Genomic DNA, 25717 nt, shown 5'->3' with positions numbered 1-25717 from the left:
GGGGAGACCGGGGAGACACGCCGCGACCTGCGTCGTCAGTCCCTGGCGATCACGATGATCTCGTCGCGGCCGGACCACCGGCGCGGCGTCGCCTTGCACGGGTTGAGGCGTACGCCCGGGTCGCGGTCCGCCGCGGCCTCCGGGCCCGCGGGGCTGCGGAAGCCGATGGCGCACTCGCCGCGGCGCCGCGCCGACTCGACGACCGTGGCGAAGGTGGCCTCGCACCCCGGCCGGAGGTAGTGGGAAGCGGGCCGGAGGTGGATTCCGTTGCCCTCGGGGGAGAACAGCTCCTCGAACAGCGGGGCGAGGTGGTGGTTCTGCGAGATCTGGGACATCAGCAGGCCGATCAGCTTGCCGCTCACGATGAAGTCGGCGCCGGGGCTGACCGGGGCGAGGACCCTGTTCCGGTCGTCGGTCATCTCGGTGACCACGGGGATCTCCCGCCCGGACGCGCGCTCCATGGCGCGCAGGAGCAGCAGGGTGGTCCGGTCGTCCGGTTCGCCGTGGTCGCCGTGCCCCCGGTCCGGCCCGAGGACGATGACGCTGTCGTAGGCCGCGGCGTCGATGGCGTGGAGCGTGCCGGGCCTGGTCGGATCGCCGCGCCGGAAGACGACCGACAGGGCGCCACCGGCCGCGGCTCCGGAGACCCGTACGGCGGTGGCGGTCGTCTTCCCGCCCTCCGCCACGACCTCCAGGACGGAGCCGGGCAGGGCGCAGCGGGCCAGCTGGGTGACGATCCTCGGGGCGCGGCGGTTCCAGCCGAGCAGGAGCACCCGCTCGGGGCGGGCGGTGACCTCCGGGCGCGGCACGATCACCGTGGGGTCCACGGCCGGGGGTGCGGGGGGCAGGACGGTGGTGTCGTCGTCCTGGGCGATGACGACCAGGGCGTCGTCGGGCCGGATCACCGTGTCGGGCGGTGGGCTCAGCGCCACGGTTCCGCCGTCGCGGACGAGACCGACCACGCAGGACGTGGGGTACGCCAGGAGGGCGTCGCCGAAGGTGCGGCCGGTGAGCGCGGGTTCGGTGACCGTGTAGAACTCGGCGCCCTCGAAGTCGAGCAGCTCCTGGTGCACGGCGGACAGGCCCGGTTGGCGGGCGGCCTGGACGACGAGCCGGGCGGTGATGTCGTCGACTTCGAGCACGGAGGCGTGCGGCCCGGCCGCGAGGGTGGCGGCCAGCCGGTACCGGTCGTCGCGCACGGCCGCGACGATGCGCACCGGACTCTCGTCGCCGACCGCCGCCCGCAGGGCGAGCAGGGTCTTGACGATCTCACCGTCCTCCGACGGCTTGTCGCCCGGCAGTACCACGACGGCGTGGGCGGTGGCGGGACTCACCCGCAGGAGGTCGTTGGGGTCGGTGAGGCGTCCGCTGCGGCAGATGAGCCGTGTGCGGCCCGTGGGGCCCACCTTGGCGGCGAGTGCTTCCTCCATCTCCGTCTTGTTCTCGTCGGCGAGGACCACCACGGCGGCGCGGCGCTGGTTGGCGTTGGCCTCGACCAGCTCGGACACGACCGTGAACACCTGCTCCGACCAGCCGAGCACGACCGCGTGCCCGCGCTCCAGCACCGCGGAACGGCCCCTGCGCAGGGCGAGGAGCCTCTCGCTGAGTCCTGTCGTGATGAGGCTGACGAGAGTGGAGACGTACAGCAGGGCGACGAGGGCGAGCAGCACCGACAGCGCGATCCGCAAGGGGGATCCTCCCTCGCCGCCCAGCCGCAGCGTCTCCCCCGTGTTCCTCCAGACCGCGGCGAGCTTGCCCGACAGGGAGTCGGGTGCCCGGCGGTCCGTCCAGACCAGCACCGCGCTTGTGGGGACCACCACGGCCAGGCAGGCGGCCACGAGCCATCCGATGAGGACGGACGTGCCACCGGCGAGCGTTGTGTCGAACCAGTACCACGCGCGCTGTCCCAAGGCCGTTCGCTCCGTCGTCCCCGCGTCCGCACGGGGCGGGGACTGCGGCCGCGGCGTCCCGTCGCGCGCCGGGCCCCTGCCGTCCGCGCCGCCCGGGGCTCCGCCGTCCGTGCCCGGGCGGCCCGGCGCCTCGTGGTCCGGGCGGTTCTCGTGGGTTTCGCCCCCATGGTCCGCACCCTGCTGCCGGCCTGCGTCATCACTCGTCCTCCGCACGGCACCAGCGTGTGGCCCCGTGCCCTCGGCGCATCCGCATCCCGTGGTGATTCATCCCATCGAGAACGGGAGCCGGCCGGGGGCGGGCGTGTCGCGGCCGTGCTCGTTGTCTGGAAGAACCGGCGGACCGGGGTGCTCGCCGCCTGGAGGAAGCGGCGGACCGGGGTGCTCGCCGTCTAGAGGAACCGGCGGATCGGGGTGACCGCCGCCTCCCTGAGGCGCTGCAGCGCGGCGCGGCGCCTCCAGCGGCGGAGGTCGATGACGGCGCTGTCCGCCAGGTCCTGGTCGAAGTGCTCGTCCAGGGTGGCGGTGAACGTCTCGTCGAGCGCCGCCAGCATGACTTCCTCGTCGTGGTCCATGGAGCGGCGGTTGAAGTTCGTGGAACCGATCAGGGAAGCAACCCCGTCCACCGTGATGATCTTGGCGTGCATCATCGTCGGCTGGTACTGCCGGATCTCCACGCCCGCGCTCAGGAGCTCGGAGTAGTGGCTCTGGCCTGCCAGTTGGCAGGCACGCTGGTCGGTGTACGGCCCGGGCAGCAGGATCTGCACGCGCACTCCCCTGCGCGCGGTCGCGCACAGCAGGTCGATGAAGTACGTGTCGGGGGCGAAGTAGGCGGTGGCCAGGCGGAAGCGTTCCTCCGCCGAGGTGAGCATGACCCGGATGAGGGTCTGCATGTCCTGCCAGCCGATGCTCGCCGATCCGCGGACGACCTGGACGACCGACGTGCCGTGCTGGGCGTGTTCGGTGAACCGGTCCCGGTCGTCGTACAGCTCGTCGTGGCACTCGGCCCAGTTCTGCGCGAACGCGGCGGCGATGCCGTCCACGGCCGGGCCGCGCACCTGTACGTGCGTGTCGCGCCACTCACCGGGGTTGCGGGCGTCGCCGCACCACTCCTCCGCTATGCCGACCCCTCCGGTGAAGGCGGTGTGCTCGTCGACGACGAGGGCCTTGCGGTGGCAGCGGTGGTTCTGCTTGAACGGCGACAGCCAGAACGGCTTGCGGAACCAGGCGATCTGGACCCCCGCCGCGTCCATCGTGTCCAGGAGGTCGTTCTCGATCTGCCGCGCGCCGAAGCCGTCGAGCAGCAGCCGTACGCGGACACCCGCCCGGGCGCGTTCCGCGAGCGCGGCGGCGAAGTCGCGGGCGATCCGGCCCCGCCAGTAGACGAACGTCATCATGTCGACGGTGTGCTCCGCACCGCGGATGGCGGCCAGCATGGCCGGGAAGATCTCATCGCCGTTGCGCAGCGGTACGAGCTCGTTGCCCTCGGTGGCGGCCACGCCGATCAGCCGCTCCAGCCGGCGTCTCAGCCGTTGTTTGCGGGCCTCGCTCACGGCTGCGGGGTGTCCGGTGCTGGTCATGACGAACCTCCTGCTGAGTGGGGGCGAACCGGCCTGTGTGACAGGTGCCCCGAACAAGGCCACCGCAACAGCCGTGCGACCGGCGGTCGTGGCCCGGCAGTGCTGAGGCGCGCGGAGCCGGTGTGCCGCGTGGGGCGGCGTGGTCCCCGGAGGCGGGTGCCGCTGCGTACGGCCTCGATCACTGCCGGGTGAAGTGCAAGGGTTTCCCCTCTTCCTGCGCTGTTGGGGTGTCTGACATCGTGCGTTCGCCCCCTACACATTCGGCCCGGCGGCCCGACCGGCAAGCCGGGACTCGGAGGACGCATTGATACCTCACATATTCAGCCGGTTCCGGACACCTGTGGTCGCCGCCGTCACGCTCGGCGCCACGCTCGCGTTCGGGACGCCGGCCGTGGCCGTCGGCACGGCGCCCCAGGAGCCTCAGGCAGCTCAGGCGCCCGCGGCGAGCTGGGCCGCCGGGACCCGCGCCTACCTCGTCATCGCCGCACCCGGTGACACGTCGGCCGTGCGGGCGGCGGTGACCGCCAACGGCGGCTCGGTGTACGCGTCCTACGACGCGATCGGTGTGGTCGTGGCGCATTCGGCGTCGGCCGGCTTCGCCTCGGCCATGCGCGGTGTGTCCGGAGTCCAGCAGGTCGGCGCGACGCGCACCTCGGACGTGCCGGCGGACGCGTACAACCCCGCCCTCCCGGCGAACCCGGCCCAGTCGCCGACCACGCTGACGGAGAGCCTGACGCGCTGGGACATGACGCAGATCAAGGCGGACCAGGCGTGGGCGGTGTCCACCGGGTCGGCGACGGTCAAGGTCGGCGTGCTGGACACGGGCGTGGACGACCAGCACCAGGACATCGCGCCGAACTTCAACGCCGCCGACTCCGTTTCGTGCGCGTACGGCAAGCCGGACACCCGCGTGGGCGCCTGGCGGGACATCGACACCCACGGCACGCACGTCGCCGGTACGATCGCCGCCGCGAAGAACGGCAAGGGTGTCGTCGGTGTGGCGCCGGGGGTGAAGATCTCCGCGGTGCGCATCGCCGAGCCGGGCAGCGGGCTGTTCTTCGCGGAGAACACCATCTGCGGCCTCATGTGGGCCGGCGACCACGGCTTCAAGGTCACCAACAACAGCTACTACACCGACCCGTGGCAGTTCAACTGCCCGGACAACGCCGACCAGGCCGCCATCATCGAGGGCGTCAAGCGCGCTCAGGAGTACGCCGAGCGCCACGGCTCCCTGCAGGTCGCGGCGGCCGGCAACTCCAACCTGGACCTGGCGAACAAGACGGTCGACACGCAGAGCCCGAACGACTCCACCCCGGTCACCCGCACCATCACCAACGCCTGCCTCGACATCCCGACCGAGCTGCCGGGCGTGGTGACGGTCGCCGCGATGGGCAAGGGCAACGTGAAGGCCTCGTACTCCAACTACGGCAACGGCGTCATCGACATCGCCGCGCCCGGCGGTGACGGCACGTCCGGTGTCTACTCCACGCTGCCCGGCGGCAAGTACGGCAACAAGAACGGTACGTCGATGGCCTCGCCGCACGTCGCGGGCGTCGCCGCGCTGATGGCGAGCGCCGACCCGGCCGCCACCCCGGCGGACCTGCGCTCCAGGCTCGGGGTCCAGGCCGGCGACGTCGCCTGCCCGTCGGACAGCCGCTGCACCGGTACGGCCACGAAGAACGGCTTCTTCGGCGAGGGGCAGACCGACGCGCTGAAGGCCGTCGCCGGTTCCACCCCGCCCCCCGGCTCGTACTTCGAGACCACCACGGACGTCGCGGTCGCGGACAACGCGACCGTGGAGAGCCCGCTGACCGTCTCGGGCCTGAGCGGCAATGCACCGGCCACGCTCAAGGTGGGTGTCGACATCAAGCACACCTACCGCGGTGACCTGGTCGTCTCCCTGGTCGCTCCCGACGGCACGGTGTACCTGCTGGAGGACTTCGCCAACAACGACGGCACCGACAACGTGGCCAAGACCTACACCGTCAACGCCTCGGCCGAGGCCGCCAACGGCACCTGGAAACTCCGGGTCCGGGACATCGCGACCCAGGACACCGGCAGGATCGACGCCTGGAACCTGACCTTCTGAGCCGGGCCCCTCGCACCCGTCACTGCCGTTGCGTGCCCCGACCGGGCGCGCAACGGCAGTGCCGTTCCGGAGGCTCGCGGCGGGCCGTTCAGGGGCACCGGTAGGTGAAGGCCCCGGAGGTGGCGGTGTGCTCGCCGGGTGAGACGACGACCAGCCGGGCCGTCGCCCGGTACTCTCCGCGCCCGTGGAAGGTCCAGAGCAGGTGGAGCCGCGCGCGCTCCTGGCCCTTCCGGAGCTTCTCGCGCAGGAGCCCGGACGCGGTGCCGTCGCTCCGTTCCCAGCGATAGGTCACCGTGCCGGGGCGCCCGTCGGTCCTCACCTCTCCGACGATGTCCGCCGTGCCGTCGCAGCCGAGGTCCCGCGATCCGGCCGTGACCGTCGCCTCCCGCACCGTCAGGACACCGCCGTAACGCTGCCAGGCGAGGAACCCGAGCACGGCGGCCAGGATCACGGCGGCCGGCGCGTACCGTCGCACCAGGCCGCGCCACCGTGGTGCGGGCCGGGCGGCGGCCCCTCCCGCGACCGTGCCGTGCCAGACGCGCGTCGCACCGTCCTCGTCCGGCAAGCGCCGCCGCGCGGCCACCGTCACGCCCGGGCCGAAGCGCAGGACGTCGCCCTCGACGCGGTCGGGCGCCACGCCGTTCGCCGGCCGGCCGGGGACGGGAGCGCGGCCGGACGCGGCGGATGCGTCCTCCCGTTCGATCCAGTGGCTGGCGAGAACGGTCGCGCTGTACCCCTCCTCGCCGGGTGCCCCCTCGTGCGGAGGCCGGGGCGGGTGCGCGTGCGGGGACGGGGTCCGGGACGCGGTGTCGCGCTCGTAGGGAACTCGTGGGTCCGTCATGTGAGCATGCACCGCCGGATGAAGATCTGCTGCGAGGAACCGCCGTTCGCGGCGGCCGGGTCGGTCGTCGCGCGCACGCCCCAGTAGCAGCCGGTGCCCTGGAAGGTGTGGGCGAGCGTGATGGTGTACTGCGTCGCTCCGCTGCGCCGCAGGGTCTCCGAGCCGTCCGGCTGACCGAGCTCGCCCTTGCTGTCTCCGGTGAACCAGGCGATGACCACGCTCACCGGGCCCGTGCCGTCGGTGGCGACCTCGAACGTCGCCTCGGCGTCGCTCGGGCCCGTCTGCCGCAGGCCGGTGACGGACACGGACTTCACCGCCACCGGCCGGGGAGCGGGCGGGGAGGGCGGATCCGTGGTCGGAGGGGGTGGCACCGGGGAGGCCGGTGCGGCCGGGGAGGCGGGACCGGGCGGGTCGGCCGGCCCGGGTACGGGCGCCGGCGGGGGCGTGGTTTCCGGTGCGGCGCTGGGAGTCGCCGGGAGGGTGGCCTCCGCGGGCGGAGTGCTCACCGCCGGCGAGAGGCTCGGGGCGATCGACGGGGCCGTGGAGGCGGCCGCCGGCCCGCCGGGCCGCGCGCTCGTGGTGGCGAGGACCTGGCCGGTCGTACGCACGGCCCCGTCGTCGTCGCCGGCCTGCGCGGTGACCGCGAGCACCAGGGCGAGCACCAGGGCCGCCACGGCCACCGGTACGCCCTGGAGCCACTGCCTTCCCAGCCGGTGCGGGCCGCCCGGCACGGTGGTCGTCGCGACGGCTGTGGTCCCCGTGGCCGCGTCGCCTGCCGACGGGAACAGCAACGGCAGGAGGGCGGCGAGGGCGGCGAGCCTGCCCCGGCCGCGTTCCTCCCAGTCCGGCCCGTAGGCCGCGGTGGCCGCCCGCTCCAGCTCCGCCACGAAGGCGTCGGCGTTCTCCGGCCGGTCAGCCGGTTCCTTGGCGAGTCCGCGCCTGACGAGTCCGCGCACCGGCTCGGGCACCTCGTGGTCGGGCACCGGGGCCTCGATGTGCTGCAGCGCCAGTTCGGCGAAGTTCTCGCCCGAGAAGGGCTTGCGGCCGGTCAGGCACTCGTAGAACGTCGCGGTCGCCGCGTAGACGTCGGCCGCCGGGGAGGCGGGCATCCCCTGCCACTGCTCCGGGGCCATGTAGGCGGGGGTGCCGGCGACGCCCCGCGTACTGCCGTGGTCGGCGGCGATGCCGAAGTCGACGAGCTTGGAGGAGCCGTCGGCCGCCACCAGGACGTTCTCGGGCTTGTAGTCGCGGTGCACGACGCCCACGTGATGGGCGGCGGCCAGGCCGAGCAGCGATCCCTTGAGGACCACCAGCGCCGCCTCGGGCCCGGTCGCGCCCTCCCGGGACAGCAGCGCGCGCAGGGCCACGCCGTCGACCAGCTCCATCACGATGGCGGCGCCCGCCGGCGCTTCGACGTACTCGTACAGACGCACCACGTGGGGCGTGTCCAGCCCCCCGAGCAGACGTGCTTCGGCGCGGAAGTCGTCGACGAACGCGGCATCCGTCCGCAGGCGCTCGCCGAGGTACTTGACCGCCACCGGCACGCCGGTCGCGTCGTGGACGGCGAGGACGACCCGTCCGCTGGCGCCCGCTCCCAGCTCCCGGGTCTCGGTGTACCCGGGGACCGACCAATTGCTCATGTCCGCTCCCTCGGCGCGGTCGCGTCGCACGATGGACCACCGGTGCACGGTGCCCGCAGCGCCTTCCTGAAGCGGGGACACATTCGCGCCATGTGCGGTTCCCGACGGTTCCACCTTTTCTCCGTGGTGGTAGCCGCCGGTGCCCGGTGCCGGCGCGGAGGCGCTGACGGGCGAGCAGGGAGGAAATGCGCCGATCGGGCGACTGCGCCAGGCGCCTATGCCGACCGAATGCCCAACATCGCGATCCGGTAAGGACCTGCCGTGCGTGCGTTGCCGGAGGTGCGGTCACGGCGTTTGACCGCACATGGAGCCCACATTCGATGCCGGCGGCGCGGGCTGGGGCGACTTCAGCACCCGGCCCTGCCGCCACTGCGCCAGCCTCGTCACGTCCGAGGCCGTGGACGGCCCCTGGGTGGACGGCCCGTGGAGCGACACACCGCGCCTCCGGCAGCGGTACCCGACGGGGGCCGGCCCCTCGCCCTGGCAGCACTCGGCCGTGCTCTGCTGCACCGTCGCCGTGATCATCTCGGCTCTCGTCGCCGTACTGCTGCGCTGAGTCCCGCCGGCATCCGGAACCGGGGCGGCACGGCAGGAGGCGGTCATGTGCCGCGGCCGGCGGTCCGGCCGCGGCACATGACCGCCTCGGTTGCTCGGTGCCTCAGTTCTTCTGCGCCTTCACGAGTCGGCGGACGTTGTCGATGCTGCCGCAGTCGGCGGCCAGCTGCTCCGCCCTGGCCTTGTCGAAGGCGGCGCCCAGCTCGGCACGGCGTTCGTCGGAGACGTTCTCCCGGGCGTCGTTGAGGAGCGTCCGCTCCTCCTCGTCGGCATGGTGGTTGACGACGGTGACGAGCTCCTCGAGCTTCTCGTCCCACTCCTCCGAGGCCGTGTCCTCGACTTCGAGCAGCGCGAGGAGCGCCTCGTTGCCCTCCTCGTGCTCGTGCACGCTGTGCTCGACGTCCTCGTCGTCCACGTTCTTGTAGCGCCGCAGGGCGGGGTAGACCTTCCGCTCCTCCGCGGTCGCATGAGCCACGAGCAGGGAGGCGAATTCCTGGAGGGCGCCCGCCCGGTCGGCCTGGACGTTGCGCATCGCCCGGAACAGCTCCTCCATCCTGCGGTGGTCCCGCAGGATGAGCTCGACGACGTCCGTGGTCGTGGCTGAGGCACTGGTCGGCATGGTGGCTCCTTCGACGTACCCGTGGTATCGGTTCCGACCGCCGGATACCCCGGTTACGCGCGGTCAGGCGTACGCCGACCGGGGTCGTCCGGTACGGACGCCTCCGGCGCCGGGACGGAGGGAGCGGCACGGCACCGCGTAGGGTGTGCGGTCTCGGAGAGGAGCGTCGTGGCAGAGGCATTTTCGGTTCCGGTCGTCGTCCGCGGGTACGAGACGGACACCCAGGGTCATCTGAACCAGGCCGTCTACCTGCAGTACGCGGAGCACGCCCGCTGGTCGCTGCTGCAGAAGGCCGGTATCCGCCAGACCGACCTGATGAACCGGGGCGTGGGACCGGTCGCCCTCGAAGTGACGGTCCGTTACCACCGTGAGCTGCGCGCCGGGGACCAGGTCGAGGTGACGTGCGCGTTCCTGTGGGGCGAGGGCCGGACCTTCCGGATCGAGCAGACCATCCGCAAGGCTGACGGCACGGTGGCTGCCGAGGTGACCGGGGTCGGCGGTCTGCTGGACCTGGAGAAGCGCAGGCTCGTCGCCGATCCGCGAGCGGTCTTCCGTACGCTGGCCGCCGATCCGGAACTCTTCGGCCTCTGACCGGCGCGGGACGGCGTCCCGGCCGTCGCGACCGGCCCGGGCCCTGGTGGATCGGATCGTACGGTGGCCGGGGGGTTCGCCCTCACCTTCGGCGGGATGCGGCTGCTGATCTCGCTCATCCACATCGACGTGGCCGGCCTCGGGGACGTTCAGGCCGGCAGTGTGCCCCTCCACCACTGCACGTGGGGCTTCCTGCTGCTCGCGGCCGTGGGCGCGCCAGGTCTGGTCCAGCGCTCCGCACGGGTGCGTGCGTGGAGAGGGCTCGGCTACGGGGTGGGGCTGGCCCTGGTGCTGGACGAAGCGGCGCTGCTGATCAGCCTGGAGGACGTGTACGGGGCACCGAAGGCGGGGTCAGCGTCGCACTGGCCATCGTCGTGATCGCCGTGGCGGGCAGCGTCCTGGCGTTCACTCGCGGCCACCGCTCGTCCACGGGACGCCGGGACGGCGACCGAGCGCCGGGGCGGCGGCCGCGCGGCGGGGCGTACGAACAGGAGGAAGGCCCCGGCTGGACGGGGGGAGACCAGCCGGGACCGCTCGGGGCGGGCTGCGCGGAAGGGCGGTCGCCTCTCGGCGAAAGGCTCCACGGGGCTTCAGCCGAACGATCTTCCCCATGGGCGAGGGGTGAGGCCCGGGGACACTGTCCCTTTCCGCGAGCCGCACTCATCACAACGACGCAGAGCCCGAGGATGTTCCGCACAAGCCGCACTCTTCATGTGATGTACGACATATAGGACTCCTTGCGGGACGTCCGGGGGCCGGAAAACGCACCGGACCGCACCGGACCGCACCGGAACCGGGACGCGAGCCGCCGGAACGGCATCGCAACGAGCCCGGGGCAGCACCGTCCGGACCGCCCGCGGACCGGCGCCCTCCGCCCCGGCGGGGTTCAGCCGCGCGCGGCGAACGCCGCCGCCACCTCGTCCCGCCCCGCCCCGGACGCGAGCAGCAGCCGCAGGAGCACCCGGGCCTTGTACGGGTCGAGCCGGCCGCCGCTGATCAGCCCGCGCTCCTGGAGGTCGGTCTCGGATCCGGGCGCCCGGTAGGTGCGCCGCAGCACCGGACCGCCGCCCGTGCGGGAGGTCAGGACGACGGGGATGCGCCGGGCCAGGGCACCCAGCACGGGGGCGAGGGGCCCGGGCACGTGCCCGGCCCCGAACCCCGCGACCACCAGACCGCCGTGCGTGTCGGCCAGCCCTTCGAGGGGGCCACCGTCGTCGTCGAGCGAGACGCAGTGGAGGGCGACGCGGGAGGCCGCGAGCCGCGCCCGGTCGGGATCGGCCGGCAGGGCGGCTCGGCGTGGTGGCGCGGCGAACACCCGCACCTCGCCCTCCACGAGGTGACCGACGGGTCCCGCGTCGGCGGAGACGAAGGCCGCGGTGCTCGTGCTGTGGGACTTGCGCACCCACCGCGCGGCGTGCACCTCGTCGTTGAAGGCGACCAGCGCCCCGAGCCCGCGTGCCGCGCGGGAAGCGGCGACGGAGACGGCCGCCAGCACGTTCGCCGGCCCGTCGGCCCCGGCCATGGCCGGCTGCCGCATCGCGCCGGTCAGCACGAACGGTGCCTCGTGGTGCCACACGAGGTCGGCGAGGAACGCGGTCTCCTCCAGCGTGTCGGTGCCCTGTGTGACGACGACACCGACCGCGCCCGCTGCCACGGCCCGGGAGGCCTCGTCGACGACGTCGAGCACCTGCGCGAAGGTCAGGCTTCCGCTGGGGACGGCATGGACGTCCCGGACATCGAGCGCCACCCCGAGCCGGTCGAGCCCGGGCACGGCGGCGGCGATCTCTGCACCGGTCAGCCGTTCCCCCTGAGCACGCCCGGACACCGAGATCGTGCCCCCGAGCGCGAACAACGCGACACCCACGTCTCCCCCACCCCCGTCACCGCCTGCGCCGGGTTCCGCCCCGGCCGTCGGGGCGACCCTTGCAGAACACCCCACGGCCTTCAAGCAGGGGCCCGCTCACCCGGCTCCTCGGGGCCGACGGGGTGTTCGCCGCGCGGCCGGCCGATGGCACACTGGCCGCCGGTCGTCCGAAGGAGCTCTGCCGTGCCCGTCATCCGCAACCTGCGCCGTGCGGTGCGCAGCGCCTACCGCAGGACCGTGGACCTGAGCCATCCGGTCCGCTCCCCGCTGGGCGACGCCGTGGTGAACTGCGTCATCTACGAGCGCGGTGTACGGCAGCCGGGGTCCTGCCCCGTGGACGAGGCCCTGCGGAGGGTGCGCGCGTCCGGCCGGGGCTTCGTCTGGCTGGGCCTGCACGAGCCGACCGAGGAGGAGTTCTCCAGGATCGCCGAGCTGTTCGGGCTGCACCCTCTGGCCGTCGAGGACGCCGTCCACGCGCACCAGCGACCCAAGCTGGAGCCGTACGACGAAACGCTGTTCGCCGTGTTCAAGACGTGCCGTTACGTCGAGCACCAGGAGCTCACTGCCACCAGCGAGGTGGTGGACACCGGTGAGGTCATGGTCTTCACCGGCCCGGACTTCGTCATCACCATCCGGCACGGCCGGCACGGATCGCTCGGCCCGGTCCGGGAAGCGCTGGAGGAGCATCCGGAGCAGCTGGCCAAGGGGCCTTCCGCAGTGCTGCACGCCATCGCCGACCGGGTGGTGGACGACCTCCTCGCCGTCGCGGACGCGATGCAGGACGACATCGACCAGGTCGAGACGGCCGTGTTCAGCGAACAGGCGGCCCGAGGTGAAGCCGGCCGGATCTACCAGCTCAAGCGCGAGCTGCTGGAACTGCGGCGCGCCGTGGCACCGCTGGACCGGCCCCTCCAGGCCCTCGCCACCAAGCCGCTGCAGCTGGTCGATCCGGAGATACGGGCGTACTTCCGTGACGTGGCGGATCACCTGGTGCGGGCCACCGAGCAGCTCACCGCGTACGACGCGTTGCTCGACTCGATCCTCCAGGCCCACCTCGCCCAGGTGACCGTCGCGCAGAACGAGGACATGCGCAAGATCACCGCCTGGGCGGCGATCGTCGCCGTCCCGACCATGGTCTGCGGTGTGTACGGCATGAACTTCGAGCACATGCCGGAGCTGCGGTGGACGTACGGATATCCCCTGACATTGGGGGTCATCGCCCTCGCGTGCTTCCTCATCCACCGCGGCTTCCGCCGCAACGGCTGGCTCTGACGCTCCCGACCGGCCCGCCGGGGCCCGCAACCGTGACGAAAGAGATGGCGACGGGCGTACAACCGTTTGACCAGCCGGTTGGTCTGCCCTGACATGGCAGAAAGATCAACACCTTCGACGGCCTCGAGGCGCCGCACGGCCGCGGCCGCGGCCGTCGCGCTGGCGGCCGGACTCACCGGGTGGTGCACCGTCCCCGCGTCCGCCGCGGACGCCCCGGCCCTTGCCCTCGGCCACATCGCCGACATCAAGGACCTCCCGTCGGGCGGCACCGCCAAGGTCCCCGTCTCCGTGATCAACAAGGGACAGACGGAGGCCAAGGGCGCCATCCTCCATGTCCAGGTCTCCTACGGCCTGAAGCTCGACCACGCGTTCTCCAACTGCGAGTACATAGACAACCCCGCGAGCACCAAGTTCGGCGCCTCCCGGGCCATCTGCGTGCTGGACGAGACCCTGGCGCCGGGCACGGCGTACGCCGCGTCGCAGCAGCTCCCGATCGGCACCGAGAGCCGGGCGCTCAACGAGAACACCGCCTGGTCGGTGGCGCCCTACTCGGAGGAGACCCTCGCTCAGCTCCGCGGCACGGCCAAGCCCGCAAAGGGCACCGGCCCCGCGCTGAAGCTGGTCGAGCAGTCCACCAAGCCCCGCGAGCATGTCGGGCACTCGCAGTACATCACCGTGAAGAACACGGCCGACATGTCCGTGACCGGCGCGACGCTCTCCGGAAAGGCCGGTGACATCGTCACGGCCGGTCTCACCGTCACCAACAAGGGTCCGGGCTGGACGGGCTACTCCCTGGCGCCGTACGGTTCGTTCGACCCGGTGGTCGAGCTGGACGTCACGCCTCCCCCGGGCACCACCGCTCTGACGGACGACGCCTGCCAGCGCGGCAAGGGGACGACGGTCATCTGCAAGCTGACCACCTGGGACAAGCTGGGTCTGGTCTCCGGTGACTCCCACGCCTTCCCGCTCAAGCTGCGCATCGACAAGGTCGTCGAGAACGCCACGGGCAGCGTCACCTTCCGCAACCTCGGGGTCTCCCCCGAGCAGGACCCGAACAAGGCGAACAACTCGACGCGGATCGTGCTCAACGGCACGGGTGACACCACCGGCGGCACCTCGGACGGCGGCACCACCACCGGCGGTTCGTCGAGCGGTGGCTCCACGTCGGGCACCACCGGCACGTCGGGCAGCACCGGCAGCGCCACGTCGGGCACGTCCGGCTCCACGTCGTCCTCGGGTGCGTCCGGCACGTCCGGTACGTCCGGCACGACGGGCTCGGCCGGATCCACCGGCTCCACCACGGCTGCCGGCACGACCGGAACCTCCGGTTCGACCGGCTCCACCACCGGTGGCCTCGCCGCCACCGGCAGCGACAACACGGTCATGCTCGGCGCCGCAGCGGCGAGCCTGGTCGCGGCGGGCGGTGCGGTCTTCGCCGTGGCGCGCCGTCGCCGCGCGCACAGCCAGGGCTGAGCCGCTCCCACCCCGCGGGGCCTTCCGGACACCCGGAGGGCCCCGTTTCGTTCCCCTCCCCGCCCGGAGCGCTGCGGCTACCGTGGGCCCGTCGCCGCACGAGCCGGAGGGGTGTGCCGTATGAGGAAGGTCTGGACGGTGCTCGCCGTCCTGCTGGGCGCGCTGGCCGTCGGCAGCGTCGCCACCCTGGTGGAGCAGGTGGAGCGCGGCGACGGCTCGGCGACGGCCGCGGACCTGCTGATCGCTTTCGTCCTCGCCCTCGGCGCCTGGTCGAGCTGGCGCAGACGCGCCCTGTAGGCAGGGAAACCTCCACCGCCGTCCCTACGACACGCGCCTGCGGCGCACGCTCCGTCGATGTGCGTAGCGTGAAACGGACTTGTGTCAGGAGGGGAGCGGGAGCGGTTCGACGGGCCTTCCCGCAGTTCTCGGGCGCGCCGCTCTTCCTCCCGCCGGCGGAGCGGCTGAGCGGCCCTCAGGAAGGGATGTCCTGAGGGGGATGTCCTAGTCCTCCGCCCGCTGGGTGACGGGCGCCTCGGTGCTGTCGCCGAGGAACTCGTACCAACGGCGCTGGAGGCACACGTACCGGGTGTCCGCCTCGACGAGTCGCAGGAAGCCGTGCACGGTCTCTTCGAGACGCTGCTGGAGTCCGTTGTCCGTCAGTCGTCCGTCGTCGGTGAAGGCCTGGTGGGCCCTGGCGAGGCTGAACATGTCCGGGTAGACCCGGGTGCCGAGGTGCTCCAGGGGGACGCGCAGCGCCCACAGCCCGCGGTTGCCGCCCACCATGGAGGGGGAGGCGGAGACCAGCAGCGCGTGTTTGGTCTTGAACGGCTGCGGCCGGATCCGGGAGACCCAGTCGATCGCGTTCTTCAGCACGCCGGGGACGGACGCGTTGTACTCCGGGGAGGAGATGACGAAGGCGTCGCTCTCCTCCAGCCGGCCGCGCAGCGCGAGGGCGCCGTCCGGTGGCCCGCCGGCGGTCTCCAGGTCGCCGTCGTACAGCGGCATGTCGAAGTCCCGCAGCGAGGCCAGGTCGACGTCCGCCGAGGTGGTGCGGGTGATCACGCGGGCCACGAGGGACGCGAGTCGCGCGTTCGTCGAGCCGGCCCGCAGGGCCGCTCCGAGGACGAGGACCTTCAGCGGGCCGGGATGCGCGGCGTCCGTGGGCATGGGCACGTCCTTCCGGCGTACGGCTCGCGCCCCGAGGGGCGCCTGGCGGCCAGTCTGCTGTGGACGGGATCGACGTGCGAGAGGAGGCGCCCGTACGGGCCAACGGGCGACGGCCGGCCGACCGGATGGCGCTGTTCCGGGATCCCGCTCCGGGGTGGTGCGACGGCTCGCTGGTCCGTGCGCTCCGAAGGTGGCGGACCGCACGTCGCCCCGCGCCCACGGGTGCACTGCCGTACCGCTACGATCGGAACACGATTTTGAACTCGTTCAAAGGGGGAACAGGTCATGTCCGAGTCGACCGTGTCCGACCACCGGGACGCACCCGCCGTCGCCCTGGGGCCCATCGCGCTCCTCCTCGGCGCCTTCTCCGTGATAGGCGTGTGGGCACCCGGGCTCACCCTCTACACGCTCCCGTGGGCGGTCCTCGCCGGAGCGCTCGCCATGACGTTCGGCGCCGCCGGCATCCACTACGCACGCCGCGGCACCGGGCGCCTGGTGACCGCGGTCGCGGGGACCGCTCTCGGCAGCCTCGGATTCGGTGGCGTCATCGCCCTGCTCTGGGCGTTCGGCGCCTAGTGCCACATCAGGCAACGTTCGCCCTGTTGACGAGATCGCGTAGCCGTTCGTCGGCAGCGTTCTTGTTCCTCCAGATGATGTAGCGGCGGATCATGCTGCCCTGCTCCTTGTGGCTCGCGTGGTCCGTGCCGTTGAGGGCGAAGTAGCGAAGGGCCGTGAACTGGGTCTCGATGCGGTTGAGCCAGGAAGAGTTGGTCGGGGTGTAGGCGATCTCGACGTTGTTGGCCTCGGCCCAGTCTGCGACCCGCTGGCAGCGCTTGGTGGTCAGATGCGGGGAGAAGTTGTCGCAGACGACGGCGATGCGCACGCCAGCCGGGTAGAGGCTGCGCAGGTAGCGGCAGAACTCTAAGAACTTCGAGCGGGTCTTGGTCTCCTTGATGTGACCGTAGAGCTTGTCCCTGCCCAGGTCGTAGGCGGCGAGCAGGTGCCTCACCCCGTGCGGTCGGGTGTAAGTCGCCCGCCGCCTCGGCCTGGGTTCACGCTCGGGGTCCTTGTGCTTGCCGCCGCGTTCGGCCCACTGCCGACCGGGGTGTGGTTGGAGGTTGAGCGGCCCGAACTCGTCCATACAGAAGACGACTTCAGGCTCGCCGGGCTCCGGTATGACCTCGCCGTCGGCGATCGCGTAGAGGTGCTCGACCCGGGCCTTCTAGGCCTCGTAGTCGGGGTCGCGGGAGGTCTTCCAGGTCTTCACGCGTTGAAAGGAGACGCCCTCCTCGCGGAGCAGGACCCGCAGGCCCTCGTGGCTGATGTCGTCGACCACCCCCTCGGCGACCAGGAAGTCGGCCAACTTGGCCAGGCTCCAGGTTGAAAACGGCAGGCCATGCTCAGCTGGCTTTGACTTGGCGATTTTCTTGATCTCGCGTCGCTCAGGCAGGGTAAAGGTCTTGGGGCGTCCACCCTTGTACTTCGGGTAAAGCGCCTCGAAACCGTCGGCGTTGAAGTCATGGATCACGTCACGAACCCGGTCCGGGCTCGTGAACGTCACCTCGGCAATCTTCGCCACGGCCATGCCCTGCACGGACAGCAGTACCATCTGCGCGCGCCGCCACGTTACGACCGAGCCAGTGCCTCTGCGGATGATCCGCAGCAGCCGTCGCCCCTCGTCGTCATCGATCTCCCGCACCCGCACCCGTTCGGCCATGCGCATCAGCCTGGCAGCGATCGGCGCCGGGATGGCAGCTCTGGCCTCGTCACGTCGTCTGGCGTTTCCTCAGCTCCGCGAGCCATGCACGCAAACGCTCGACCCCGAGTGGCGGGTGTGCTGGTGGGAAGAGCGGGCCGGCCGCCTCAGGGGCCGGTCAGCACACCACGAGGAACAGCTGCAGGGAGAGTACGCGGAGCTGCGTGAACTCGGTGACCTGGCAGTCAAAGAGGCAGACGTTCCGCCCGTGCAGCGTCTGCACTGGCGCATCCAGGACGGCGAACACGCGCTCAATCAGGCCGAGGTCGCGCTGGCGCTGACTGAGCATCGGCTCGACAACCTCCGAGAAGGTGCCTGACAGGCGGTCCCGGTCAGTCAAAGTCACCTATCCATATGATGTCTTTGACTCGCCTATATCTCAACCGACTATCCAGAACGAACGACGGGGGAACGCCATGAGCATCACCAGGACCACTCGTAGGACGCGGGCCAAGATCGCTGTGTCCATCGGGGCCCTGGCCACGGGCTCACTCATACTCACCGCCTGCAGCGGAAGCAGCGACAGCGGCAGCAAGCTCGACGGTACCTACTACGTCAAGGACGTCAACGGCACCTCCCAACTCGGCCAGTTGGTTGTCAAGGGCAACAGCGTCTCGCATCATGAGTATGACTGCGATGGTGTCTACGAGAAGCCGGACGTGACCAGCACCGGCGAGTTCAACAAGGATCAGTCCCAGATCATCTGGACGGTCGCCGGAGAGGACACCCGCAACAAGCGGACCGGCAGCGAGCCCATCTCGACCAGTGATACCTCGATCAGCATCAGCGGTAGCGTGTACGTACGTGACAGCTCCGATGCCGGCAAGGCTCTGTTGGACGGCTTCAAGACCAAGTGCGGGAAGTAGCGTCGACGTCCCGCCAGCCGGCGAAGCAGCACAGAACCCCGTGGGCATCGCGTCCACGGGGTTCTGTCCTTCCTCGGCTGGTCAAGCCTCTGACGCCTACTCCTGAAGCTGCTGAGCCCGGTACTCCTCGATCGTCTCCGGCGGCCAGCCGTACTTTGGGACATGCTGCTCGACGAAATCGAGTTCGGACCACGCTGCCAACCTCCGAATTCTCGACTGGGCCACCACGACGAACACCATCTCATCAAGCGTCGGCTGGCCGCTGGCATCCATGTCCCGACCGTACATGCAGGGCAAACGTTGGCTGATGCAGCACTAGTACTCCAATCGCATGGGGCGTCCAAAAGGGGCGGGCCGCCGCCAGAGCGCTTCTGCGACGGCCCGCGAATTGCGCCGAAGTACGACAGGTGTCACCAGCAGCGTCCACTGACTGCAGCTTTGATCACGTGAAGCACAGCGGATGTCAAAGTCGGCGCGCTCCTGTCTCCGAGGCGTATGAAGCATGGTGGTTGTCACCGGCAACTACGCTCTGCTGGTCGCCAGCCCAGGCAACCAGCCTCGTGTGTGGCTTGAGCAGTTCAGTTGGAGACGGTCGCCACGCAGAACGCTCAGCCAGCTCGGTTCAGACGGATCGGTGGAACCGGTCCCGCCCGGGCGATGTCTGGGCAGACATGGATGATCTTCTTTTTATCGCCCTGACCTTCGGGCCGTTCCTGGCGCCCTGCATTGGCCTGGGCGCTGCCGTCGCGCTCGTCCGACGGGTCTGTAAGCAGCAGCCGGTCCTTGTCGGAGACCTGCCCAGCGTCGCCACCTGCGCTCTGGTAGCGGTCCTGGCTGGCGCGGCGGCGTACGGCGCGTACTCGTGGGGTGTGATGTCGGGGTCTTACATCATGGACCCGGATCAGATGTGCGCGTCGATGGGCGTATCGGGCGATCATGTGGTGACGCGATGGACGTTGCCGGTCAGCGCTCAGTGCGTCACGTCAAACGGTGTGGGAACCGAGCTGGCCCCGGGCTGGGTGAATCCCGTCATTTTCACCGGTCTTGCGCTACTGTTGCTGGCCTTCGTCACAGGAACCCTCGTGGCTGTGCGTCGGCGGCATCCCCCGCGGTGAAGCGCCTACGCGCGCCCCCCCTTCAACGCCCCTCGTGACAACACGCCTGCCTTGGCAACAACCACCGCGCTTCGGCTCACGAATACGGTGCATAGCAGGCCAGGAATTGCGGTGTCTTAGAATTCGAACTCTATAGACAGGACGTCCGTTAGGTCGGCGTGCAGACCCTTGGCCCGCGTTCCCCATTCCGTGAAATCGGGCTTGGTCACGGCCGCCGCGACGACCGGATGCAGCTCCGACTCCGTCGCACCAGCCTCCCGCAGACGGAGGATCTCTGCGTCGTAGGTGGGCGAATCGGCGGTGAGATCGTGCGCTCGCGACCGTCATCGGATGACCCGTTGGCGGTGAACCCGAAGTGGGCCACGACGCGCACCATCATGCCGGCAGACGTTGCCGCCTGTTCCCGCGCACGTGCTCTGACCTGCGGTTGCCACTCATTCGGTCTCCTCCCCCAGCGCGGCCGGAACCGCTCTGGGGTGTCGTCAGCTACCCGGCACGGTAGCGCTGCACGGTTCGGGTCGAGACCCTCAGGCGCTCGGCGAGGGCCTTCGTGGGCCCCTTCGCCCGCGTGAGGAGGAGTTTCACCTGGGCCTTTGTCAGATTTCGGCGCGGCCTGGTGAACACCTTCCGCCGGATCTTGCCGCGCCGCGGAGCCGGCTGCTGCGGGTCGTCGATCGTCATGGCCTCATGGTGTGGGGCCGGGGGGTTCACCAAGCACGTCCTGCGGAAGGCGTCGCTGTACCTTCCCTGAGAGCAGGTTTCTGCGCTTCAGCCATCAGGCGCGTACGGCGGACAAGGTGATGCGTGGGAGCCGGCGGGAGGGCTCGGCGGCCCCGCAACGAAGGGGGCCTGCCCCGAGGGGTCGCGCTCCATCTGACTCTGGTGATCGACAGGACGCACGCGCTGGCCGAGGCGGCCGAGGCCCCGGCATCTGGAGGGGCAGCACGCACGGGGAAAAGCCGTCGTCACGGTCTGGACGTGCGAGTGCCCGCCGAAGCGGTCCCGGTGCTCGTTGATGCAACGACCGACTCCTCCGTCGTCGTCCCGGCGTGTCCTTGCGTCGATCTCGTGCTGCTTCACCCGGTTTCCGCAACGCGGGGATGCGACTAGTGCCGTGGCCGCGTACGCCGGCCTGCTGCAGGCCACCTTGCGGGAGCTCAGCGGCGCAGCGCCGTCACCAGTTCGGCGTCGGGACGGTAACGGGCGGGGGCATGGGCGAGCAGGGCCTCGTGGAGCCGGCCGATCTCATGACGGGCGGTTTCGAACTCCGAATAGGTCATGGTCAAGGTCGCGGTGACGGCCCTTCCGGCGCCGGTCAGTGCGCTGTGCGCCGCCCGCAGGGTGTTCAGCTCGGCATCCGGCAGCCGGACCGTGAAGACCGGGGGCACCTGCCATTCCGCGCCCGGTGGCGGGGTGGCCACAACACGAACGGCACAGTATTTCGCCGCTCCCCGGAAGGCGACGGGCGTCAGGGTGACGCAGGCGACGGTGTCCCAGCGGCCGCGCCAGACGTCGGCGCCCCCCAAACCCGCGTTCCGGAACGTCAGACCGTCCGCCCCCACCTCGACCGTCCCCTGGGTAGGGCGCCACAGCATGTTGAGACCCCACCACAGGGACATCAGCCCGAAGAGCAGCAACGGCACCAGGAGCGCGTAGCTCCAGCCGCCCGCCAGCCGCGGCACGAACCAGAAGGCGACGCCGGTCAGCGCCCCGACGGTGGCGCAGCCACAGCCGCGCTTGCGGAAGTACGCGGAGTACTCCACTCGCACCGGCGCGGCGGTCGGGTTCCCTGGCTCGGGCACCACTCGCGTCGACGTCCCCGGCGTCGTGTCCCGTACGGCGGTCACCGCGGTCGTTTCCCGTACGGCCGTCACCTTTTCCGTCGGGGCAGTGAGGTACTCACCCTCGTTCAGCCAGTCCAGCAGCTCCCCGGCGGTGGGCCGGTCCTCCGGGCGTTTGGCCAGGCACTCCTCCACCACCTCCCGCAGCAGTCCCGCGGGCACCCCGTCCAGCCGGGGCTCGTCGTGCACGACCCGGTAGAGGAGCGCGGGCGCCGATCCCTCCCCGAAGGGACCCACTCCGGTCCCGTGCCCCCGCACGGCCGACCGTGCTTCCGTGACGGACAGACGCCCCGCCCCGGGCAGGACCTGCCCGGGCAGCATCCTTCACATGGCCCGGCGTCGTCAACGGACCTTCAGGGCGCTTTCGCAAGCCTGCACACACCGTTGACGGTGCGGTTGGGCATGGTTCACATCCGGCGCGTTGCTCAAGCAGACACGAACGCCCTCGGGGCCCCGGTCAGGGCGAGGACGATCAACAGACCCTGCTGGGTGCGCGAAGAGGGAGTCGCTGCCGCGATCGGACTTATCGGAGTGTCCGCGCTCGTGACCTGCCTCTTCTGGTACCTGACCGGCCGTTCGAACCGGTACGCGTCGCCACCCACGGCACCCCGACACGCGGAGAGCGGGTGGGTGACCGACGAGGGTGGCTGAGGGTGTGACGGTCGCGGCGACGGTTGCGGCAGCGGTGGTGGTGACTGACACCTGCCCGCACGGCGACAGCCGGGCGGAGCGCCCTCTACAGACCGCCGAGGCCCGGCGGGTCGTCCCACGTTTCCGGGGGAGCGATCAGGGCGTCGTGGAGGTTGCTCAGAGACCCGGTCAACACCCCGTCGTACACGACTCTTCCCAGGCATCCGACGTCGTACAGGGACAGGTCGTCGTTCGTACGCGGCACCGAGCGGTCACCGTCATCGTTCTGGCCCGGAACCATCAGCCGGCGTCCCGCCTCGGTCACGCCGGGATCCCACTTCTCGGAGTGCCGCTGGGCGAGGAAACCACCGGCCAGCACGGGCACGGCGGTGGCGAGGGCGATCAGGGCCGCACGGTCGCCCAAAGCGGCGAACACGGCGGCGACCAGAGTGAAGGCGACGGTGCACCACAGCCAGAAGTGCAGAGTGACGAAGGCCGCGTCGGCGACGCGGCAACGGGTGGGGCTGCCCACCAGCCCCTGTCCGGCCATCCGGTCGCCGATGGCGTCGACGCTGGCGCTCTCGCTGAGCCGGTGCATGCGGTCCCACACGCCCCAGCGCGGTCCCAGGCCGATGATCTCGATGACATCGGCCTCCACCTCGTCACGTGGGACGGGGCCGGTGATGGTGACCTCCTTGCCGTACGCGGTCAGCCGCCCGCCGAGCATCATGGCGGACAGGGCCGTGAGCACGACGCGCCGACCCTGTCCGTGGAGGAACGCCAACTCGTACAGGCTCAGTTCCTCGTGCTGCGGGCGCGGGGTGACCGGTGCGTCGACGAGGCGCCGATAGGCCCGGCGGAAACGCACGGCGGCCGCGCCGACCAGAAGGCACAGCACGGCGAGCACCCCGAACCACACCATGACCTTCCCCTCGGCATCCAGCGGCGGAGCCTCTCAGGACACGCGGGGAATACCCCCACGCACAGCGCGCCAATCAGGTTGAGACGGAGGCGCCTGCTGCCGGGCCACGTGCCGGAAGACCGCGAAGGCCCGGCATCCGGCCGTGGCCGCCGGTCCCGGCCACCATCGGATGGTGAACCAACTTGCCTTGCGGCGTTGGGGATTGACCGGGCCGGTGCCATGTATGCCGTGCTCGGCATGGCCTTGTGGTGAGTCGCCGCGCCGACCGCAGACTCAGCGCGTTGCTCGCCGATTTCGAGATCGACCCCTACCATGCCGTCGCCGAGACAGGCCGGACGACGGGTGTCGACAGGGCAGCGACGGCCGCGCTGATCGTCGACGGCCTGGCGCGGATCGACACCGAGGGCGACATCACCCTCACCGAACGCGGCGCCGAGCCGTCGAACACGCCGCACTTCAGTGGCCCCGGCGGCCCCGGGACGCAGTGGCGCCCCGGCACGATCGCCGGCCGAGGTCCGGCCGCAGACGGGTAGCGAAGGGCGCGTCAGCCACGGGCGAGCGCACGCGAGAGCGGGAAGCTGTCCACGCCAGCCAATCTGCTGGCGGCGGCTGGCCGAATGGCAGGAAGCCCGGGTGTGGGAGGAACTCCGGCGTGTGCTGTGGACCGGTTGCGGGCGGCGGACCGCCTGGACTTCTCCCGCGTCACCGTTGATACCTCACATGTGCCGGCCAAGCGGGGGCGAAGCAGCCCAAAAGTCGACCCGAGTCCGGTTGACCGTGCACGGCTGTCGACAACACGGTCGGGCTCCAAGCATCATGTGCTGACCGACGCGCACGGTACCCCGCTGCGGGTGTCCCTGACCGGCGGACACCGCCGGCTTCGGCTGCATAGACGTCGTTTCTCATGGCTGTCAGAGCGGCGTGAGAGTCTCCTGGCATGAGCTACGACCTGGCTGTCTGGGAAGGCGAGAGGCCGACGGACGACAAGACTGCCGGCCGAGTCTTCAACGAGCTGTACGAACGCTACATCGACGGTGAGGTGGAAGAGCCTCCATCCGAACGCATAGCGGCCTATGTGGCTGCGCTGCTTGAACGGTGGTGCGACATTACCGAGGACGACGAGGGCAACTCGCCCTGGTCGACCGGCCCGTTGATCAGCGAAGCCAGCGGCCCGCTGATCTACTTCCCCATGCGCTGGAGCATGGCCGAGGAGGCATCGGTCTACGCAGCAACCGTGGCGGATTCCATGGGACTGGTCTGCTTCGACGTGCAGCAGAACCGGCTCAGGCCCTGAGTGGGCCCACCACTCGGCGATAGCCGATCAGGGTCGCGGCTATGCCGACGAAGGCAAGGAAGTGTTCGGCCTTGCGTTCGTAGCGACGGTGGAGCCTTCGGCAGCCGGCCAGCCAGGACACGGTTCGCTCGACCACCCAGCGATGCCGGCCCAGCCGCTGCGAGGACTCGACACCCTTGCGGGCGATGCGGTGGCGGATGCCCCGCCGGTGGAGCCATCGACGCAGATGGTCGTAGTCGTAGCCCTTGTCCGCATGCAGCTTTGCCGGCCGTCGGCGCCGAGGGCCGCGGCGGGACCGGACGGGAGGGATGCCGCGCACGAGCGGTTCCAAGGCCACCCCAAGGACCAGTGACCGCCTCCTGCCGGGTCACCTGCATCCACGCGCTGGCGCTATTCAACTCGGAGTGGTGCAGCGAGGCGCCAGGGACGGCGGCTCGCTGCACCCACTTGTGTCCTTCAGCCGCGGGCCTGGTACACGACATGCCGACAGGCATGACCGCGGCAGATCGAATCATCCTCGGCTTGGGCCGGGGCCGGGGCAGCCGAGGACCGTCGCTGTCAGTGGGCGGTCCAGCCTCCGTCGACCGGAAGTACGGCGCCCGTGAGGTAAGAGGCCGCTGGGCTGGCCAGCAGGACTGCCGCGCCGACTAGTTCTTCAGGGTCGGCCCAGCGCCCCATGGGGACTTGGTGATCGAGGAAGTCCCGTACGTGCGGGTCGTCATCGATGCCGTCGTTCAATGGTGTGCGAAAGGGACCTGGAGCCAGCGCGTTGACACAGATACCGGTGCCGGCGAGTTCGGCACCAAGGCTGCGGGTGAGTTGGACGACCGCGCCCTTACTGGCCGCGTAGCCTGCCCGACCTGCGGCACCGACGAGCCCGAGAGCACTGGCCAAGGTGACGATGCGGCCATACCCGGCACTGCGCATCACCGGTACGGCCGCCTGACAGGCGAGGAAGGTTCCGACGACATTGACATCCAGGCAGCGACGCAACGTGACGGCGTCAAGCGCCCCGAGCTCGCCTCGCGCCTGGATCCCTGCGCTGGTCACCAGCACGTCCACACGGCCGTACTCGGTGACGATCTCCTCGACGAGGTGGTGAACCTCGTCCTCCTCGGTTACGTCGCAGGCGAGTCCCAAGGCAGCATTGCCCGTCCGGGCAGCGATCTCGGCCGCCGCTTGACGGCACACCTCTGGCCGCCGGCTGGCCACCACCGTCGTGCATCCGGCGGACGCCAGGCCGAGCGCGATGGCCCGGCCGAGCCCGGTCGAGCCCCCGGTGACCAGAGCCACCTGCCCGGACAGATCCGTCCCCGGGCCGACGGGCCCCTTCGTCATGGGCCTACGGGGAGCAGAAGTCCACCTGTGAGCCGGACAAGTTCGCCAGCGGTGGTGGGGAAGACCGTGCGGGGAGTTCCGGCGGCGGCCCAGACCCGGGCGTAGTCGGCCAGGGCTGCATCGACCACGGCGGGAAGTGCACGGGGGTGGCCGACGGGGGCCACTCCTCCGATCGCCTGTCCAGTGGCCTGGCGCACCTGCTCGGGGGTGGCGCGCCGGAGCTTGCCACGCCCCCACCGGGCGGCGAGTGCCGTGGTGTCCACCTTGTGCCGACCGCTGGCCAGAACCAGAACGGGTTCATCATCGGAGATGAACACGAGACTGTTGGCAATGGCACCCACGTCGCACCCCAGGGCC

At 70.8% G+C, this 25717-nt stretch carries 26 protein-coding genes and 3 pseudogenes; 14 read left to right on the top strand and 15 right to left on the bottom strand.

Annotated features, from left to right (window positions below; all coding sequences use genetic code 11):
* Positions 1–35: 35 nt before the first annotated feature.
* Together IH00_RS0132180 and IH00_RS0132175 are read right to left on the bottom strand one after the other, a co-directional pair.
* Positions 36–1910: a CASTOR/POLLUX-related putative ion channel gene (locus tag IH00_RS0132180; protein ID WP_031079617.1), complete on the bottom strand. Its 1875-nt coding sequence runs from the start codon at positions 1908–1910 to the stop codon at positions 36–38.
* 389 nt (positions 1911–2299) lie between these two features.
* The gene (locus IH00_RS0132175; protein WP_031079616.1) at positions 2300–3487 is read right to left on the bottom strand and encodes a phospholipase D-like domain-containing protein; all 1188 of its coding nucleotides are present in this window, start codon (positions 3485–3487) and stop codon (positions 2300–2302) included.
* 304 nt (positions 3488–3791) lie between these two features.
* On the opposite strand from IH00_RS0132175, the gene IH00_RS0132170 reads away from it, so the two are divergent.
* Positions 3792–5576, top strand: coding sequence for a S8 family peptidase (locus tag IH00_RS0132170; RefSeq protein WP_199819850.1), 1785 nt, complete (start codon positions 3792–3794; stop codon positions 5574–5576).
* An 88-nt stretch (positions 5577–5664) separates the two neighbouring features.
* Here IH00_RS0132170 and IH00_RS0132165 read toward each other — a convergent pair whose 3' ends face one another.
* Both IH00_RS0132165 and IH00_RS0132160 read right to left on the bottom strand, forming a co-directional pair.
* The gene (locus IH00_RS0132165; protein ID WP_031079614.1) at positions 5665–6417 is read right to left on the bottom strand and encodes a hypothetical protein; all 753 of its coding nucleotides are present in this window, start codon (positions 6415–6417) and stop codon (positions 5665–5667) included.
* Positions 6414–8057 (bottom strand): serine/threonine-protein kinase, encoded by a 1644-nt coding sequence (locus tag IH00_RS0132160; RefSeq protein WP_031079613.1) that lies wholly within the window; start codon positions 8055–8057, stop codon positions 6414–6416. The genes IH00_RS0132165 and IH00_RS0132160 overlap by 4 nt, the downstream gene beginning before the upstream one ends.
* Before the next feature lie 304 nt (positions 8058–8361).
* On the opposite strand from IH00_RS0132160, the gene IH00_RS0132155 reads away from it, so the two are divergent.
* Entirely contained in the window at positions 8362–8613 is a 252-nt protein-coding gene (locus IH00_RS0132155; RefSeq protein WP_031079612.1) for a hypothetical protein, read from the top strand.
* Between the two features lie 102 nt (positions 8614–8715).
* Here IH00_RS0132155 and IH00_RS0132150 read toward each other — a convergent pair whose 3' ends face one another.
* On the bottom strand, positions 8716–9231 hold the full coding sequence (locus tag IH00_RS0132150) for a hemerythrin domain-containing protein (RefSeq protein ID WP_031079611.1): 516 nt from the start codon (positions 9229–9231) through the stop codon (positions 8716–8718).
* Positions 9232–9399: 168 nt separating this feature from the next.
* On the opposite strand from IH00_RS0132150, the gene IH00_RS0132145 reads away from it, so the two are divergent.
* A complete protein-coding gene (locus IH00_RS0132145) occupies positions 9400–9822 on the top strand; it encodes an acyl-CoA thioesterase (protein ID WP_031079610.1) in 423 nt (140 codons plus the stop codon).
* Between the two features lie 63 nt (positions 9823–9885).
* Entirely contained in the window at positions 9886–10200 is a 315-nt protein-coding gene (locus IH00_RS37995) for a hypothetical protein (RefSeq protein WP_234335034.1), read from the top strand.
* Between the two features lie 508 nt (positions 10201–10708).
* On the opposite strand, the gene IH00_RS0132135 is transcribed toward IH00_RS37995, so the two are convergent.
* Positions 10709–11686, bottom strand: a complete 978-nt coding sequence (locus IH00_RS0132135) for an asparaginase (protein WP_031079609.1) — start codon at positions 11684–11686, stop codon at positions 10709–10711.
* A gap of 183 nt (positions 11687–11869) precedes the next feature.
* Between IH00_RS0132135 and IH00_RS0132130 the strand changes: the two genes are divergently transcribed.
* From IH00_RS0132130 to IH00_RS43015, 3 genes are all read left to right on the top strand, one after another.
* Positions 11870–12958, top strand: a complete 1089-nt coding sequence (locus IH00_RS0132130; RefSeq protein ID WP_031079608.1) for a magnesium and cobalt transport protein CorA — start codon at positions 11870–11872, stop codon at positions 12956–12958.
* Positions 12959–13051: 93 nt separating this feature from the next.
* Positions 13052–14431 (top strand): hypothetical protein, encoded by a 1380-nt coding sequence (locus IH00_RS39140; protein ID WP_031079607.1) that lies wholly within the window; start codon positions 13052–13054, stop codon positions 14429–14431.
* Between the two features lie 120 nt (positions 14432–14551).
* A complete protein-coding gene (locus IH00_RS43015) occupies positions 14552–14728 on the top strand; it encodes a hypothetical protein (RefSeq protein ID WP_158828048.1) in 177 nt (58 codons plus the stop codon).
* Between the two features lie 204 nt (positions 14729–14932).
* Here the strand turns inward: IH00_RS43015 and IH00_RS0132115 are convergent, their stop codons facing one another.
* Positions 14933–15598 (bottom strand): NADPH-dependent FMN reductase, encoded by a 666-nt coding sequence (locus IH00_RS0132115; RefSeq protein WP_031079606.1) that lies wholly within the window; start codon positions 15596–15598, stop codon positions 14933–14935.
* 285 nt (positions 15599–15883) lie between these two features.
* Here IH00_RS0132115 and IH00_RS0132110 point away from each other — a divergent pair, with 285 nt between their 5' ends.
* Positions 15884–16174 (top strand): hypothetical protein, encoded by a 291-nt coding sequence (locus IH00_RS0132110; protein ID WP_031079605.1) that lies wholly within the window; start codon positions 15884–15886, stop codon positions 16172–16174.
* A 7-nt stretch (positions 16175–16181) separates the two neighbouring features.
* Here IH00_RS0132110 and IH00_RS45325 read toward each other — a convergent pair.
* A pseudogene (locus IH00_RS45325) lies at positions 16182–17315 on the bottom strand (IS630 family transposase).
* Between IH00_RS45325 and IH00_RS40870 the strand changes: the two are divergent.
* Both IH00_RS40870 and IH00_RS0132090 read left to right on the top strand, forming a co-directional pair.
* Complete coding sequence (locus IH00_RS40870; protein ID WP_234335032.1) at positions 17314–17673, top strand: hypothetical protein; 360 nt, start codon at positions 17314–17316, stop codon at positions 17671–17673. The pseudogene IH00_RS45325 and the gene IH00_RS40870 sit on opposite strands and share 2 nt — an antisense overlap.
* 97 nt (positions 17674–17770) lie before the next feature.
* The gene (locus tag IH00_RS0132090; RefSeq protein ID WP_158828046.1) at positions 17771–18220 is read left to right on the top strand and encodes a hypothetical protein; all 450 of its coding nucleotides are present in this window, start codon (positions 17771–17773) and stop codon (positions 18218–18220) included.
* A 96-nt stretch (positions 18221–18316) separates the two neighbouring features.
* Here the strand turns inward: IH00_RS0132090 and IH00_RS0132085 are convergent, their stop codons facing one another.
* Positions 18317–18493 carry a hypothetical protein gene (locus tag IH00_RS0132085; protein ID WP_158828044.1) on the bottom strand — a complete coding sequence of 59 codons (177 nt, stop codon included), beginning with the start codon at positions 18491–18493 and terminating at the stop codon, positions 18317–18319.
* Positions 18494–18891: 398 nt separating this feature from the next.
* Between IH00_RS0132085 and IH00_RS0132080 the strand changes: the two genes are divergently transcribed.
* Positions 18892–19335 carry a hypothetical protein gene (locus IH00_RS0132080; RefSeq protein ID WP_031079599.1) on the top strand — a complete coding sequence of 148 codons (444 nt, stop codon included), beginning with the start codon at positions 18892–18894 and terminating at the stop codon, positions 19333–19335.
* Between the two features lie 486 nt (positions 19336–19821).
* Here the strand turns inward: IH00_RS0132080 and IH00_RS44470 are convergent, their stop codons facing one another.
* From IH00_RS44470 to IH00_RS0132060, 3 genes are all read right to left on the bottom strand, one after another.
* Complete coding sequence (locus tag IH00_RS44470) at positions 19822–20016, bottom strand: hypothetical protein (RefSeq protein ID WP_234335031.1); 195 nt, start codon at positions 20014–20016, stop codon at positions 19822–19824.
* 476 nt (positions 20017–20492) lie between these two features.
* Complete coding sequence (locus IH00_RS43515) at positions 20493–21497, bottom strand: serine/threonine-protein kinase (protein ID WP_031079598.1); 1005 nt, start codon at positions 21495–21497, stop codon at positions 20493–20495.
* A 415-nt stretch (positions 21498–21912) separates the two neighbouring features.
* Positions 21913–22728, bottom strand: a complete 816-nt coding sequence (locus IH00_RS0132060) for a TIGR04222 domain-containing membrane protein (protein WP_031079597.1) — start codon at positions 22726–22728, stop codon at positions 21913–21915.
* 281 nt (positions 22729–23009) lie between these two features.
* Here IH00_RS0132060 and IH00_RS0132055 point away from each other — a divergent pair, with 281 nt between their 5' ends.
* The 3 genes and pseudogenes from IH00_RS0132055 to IH00_RS0132050 all read left to right on the top strand — a co-directional run bounded on the left by IH00_RS0132055 (position 23010) and on the right by IH00_RS0132050 (position 24022).
* Positions 23010–23261: a hypothetical protein gene (locus IH00_RS0132055; protein WP_031079596.1), complete on the top strand. Its 252-nt coding sequence runs from the start codon at positions 23010–23012 to the stop codon at positions 23259–23261.
* 58 nt (positions 23262–23319) lie between these two features.
* Positions 23320–23603, top strand: a pseudogene (locus IH00_RS44465) (IS5/IS1182 family transposase); the annotation flags it as partial.
* A 62-nt stretch (positions 23604–23665) separates the two neighbouring features.
* Positions 23666–24022 (top strand): hypothetical protein, encoded by a 357-nt coding sequence (locus tag IH00_RS0132050; protein ID WP_031079595.1) that lies wholly within the window; start codon positions 23666–23668, stop codon positions 24020–24022.
* Here IH00_RS0132050 and IH00_RS40860 read toward each other — a convergent pair.
* The 3 genes and pseudogenes from IH00_RS40860 to IH00_RS39630 form a co-directional block, all read right to left on the bottom strand.
* Positions 24012–24353 (bottom strand): annotated as a pseudogene (locus tag IH00_RS40860) (transposase); the annotation flags it as partial. The gene IH00_RS0132050 and the pseudogene IH00_RS40860 overlap by 11 nt on opposite strands.
* Before the next feature lie 227 nt (positions 24354–24580).
* Complete coding sequence (locus IH00_RS0132040; RefSeq protein ID WP_031079593.1) at positions 24581–25360, bottom strand: SDR family NAD(P)-dependent oxidoreductase; 780 nt, start codon at positions 25358–25360, stop codon at positions 24581–24583.
* Positions 25357–25717, bottom strand: a 361-nt coding sequence (locus IH00_RS39630; RefSeq protein ID WP_031079592.1) for a YbaK/EbsC family protein, incomplete at its 5' end; no start/stop codon positions are given. The genes IH00_RS39630 and IH00_RS0132040, both read right to left, overlap by 4 nt.

The organism is Streptomyces sp. NRRL S-118, assembly GCF_000716335.1.
Lineage (GTDB): Bacteria > Actinomycetota > Actinomycetes > Streptomycetales > Streptomycetaceae > Streptomyces.
This window is presented reverse-complemented; position numbering and strand designations above follow the sequence as displayed.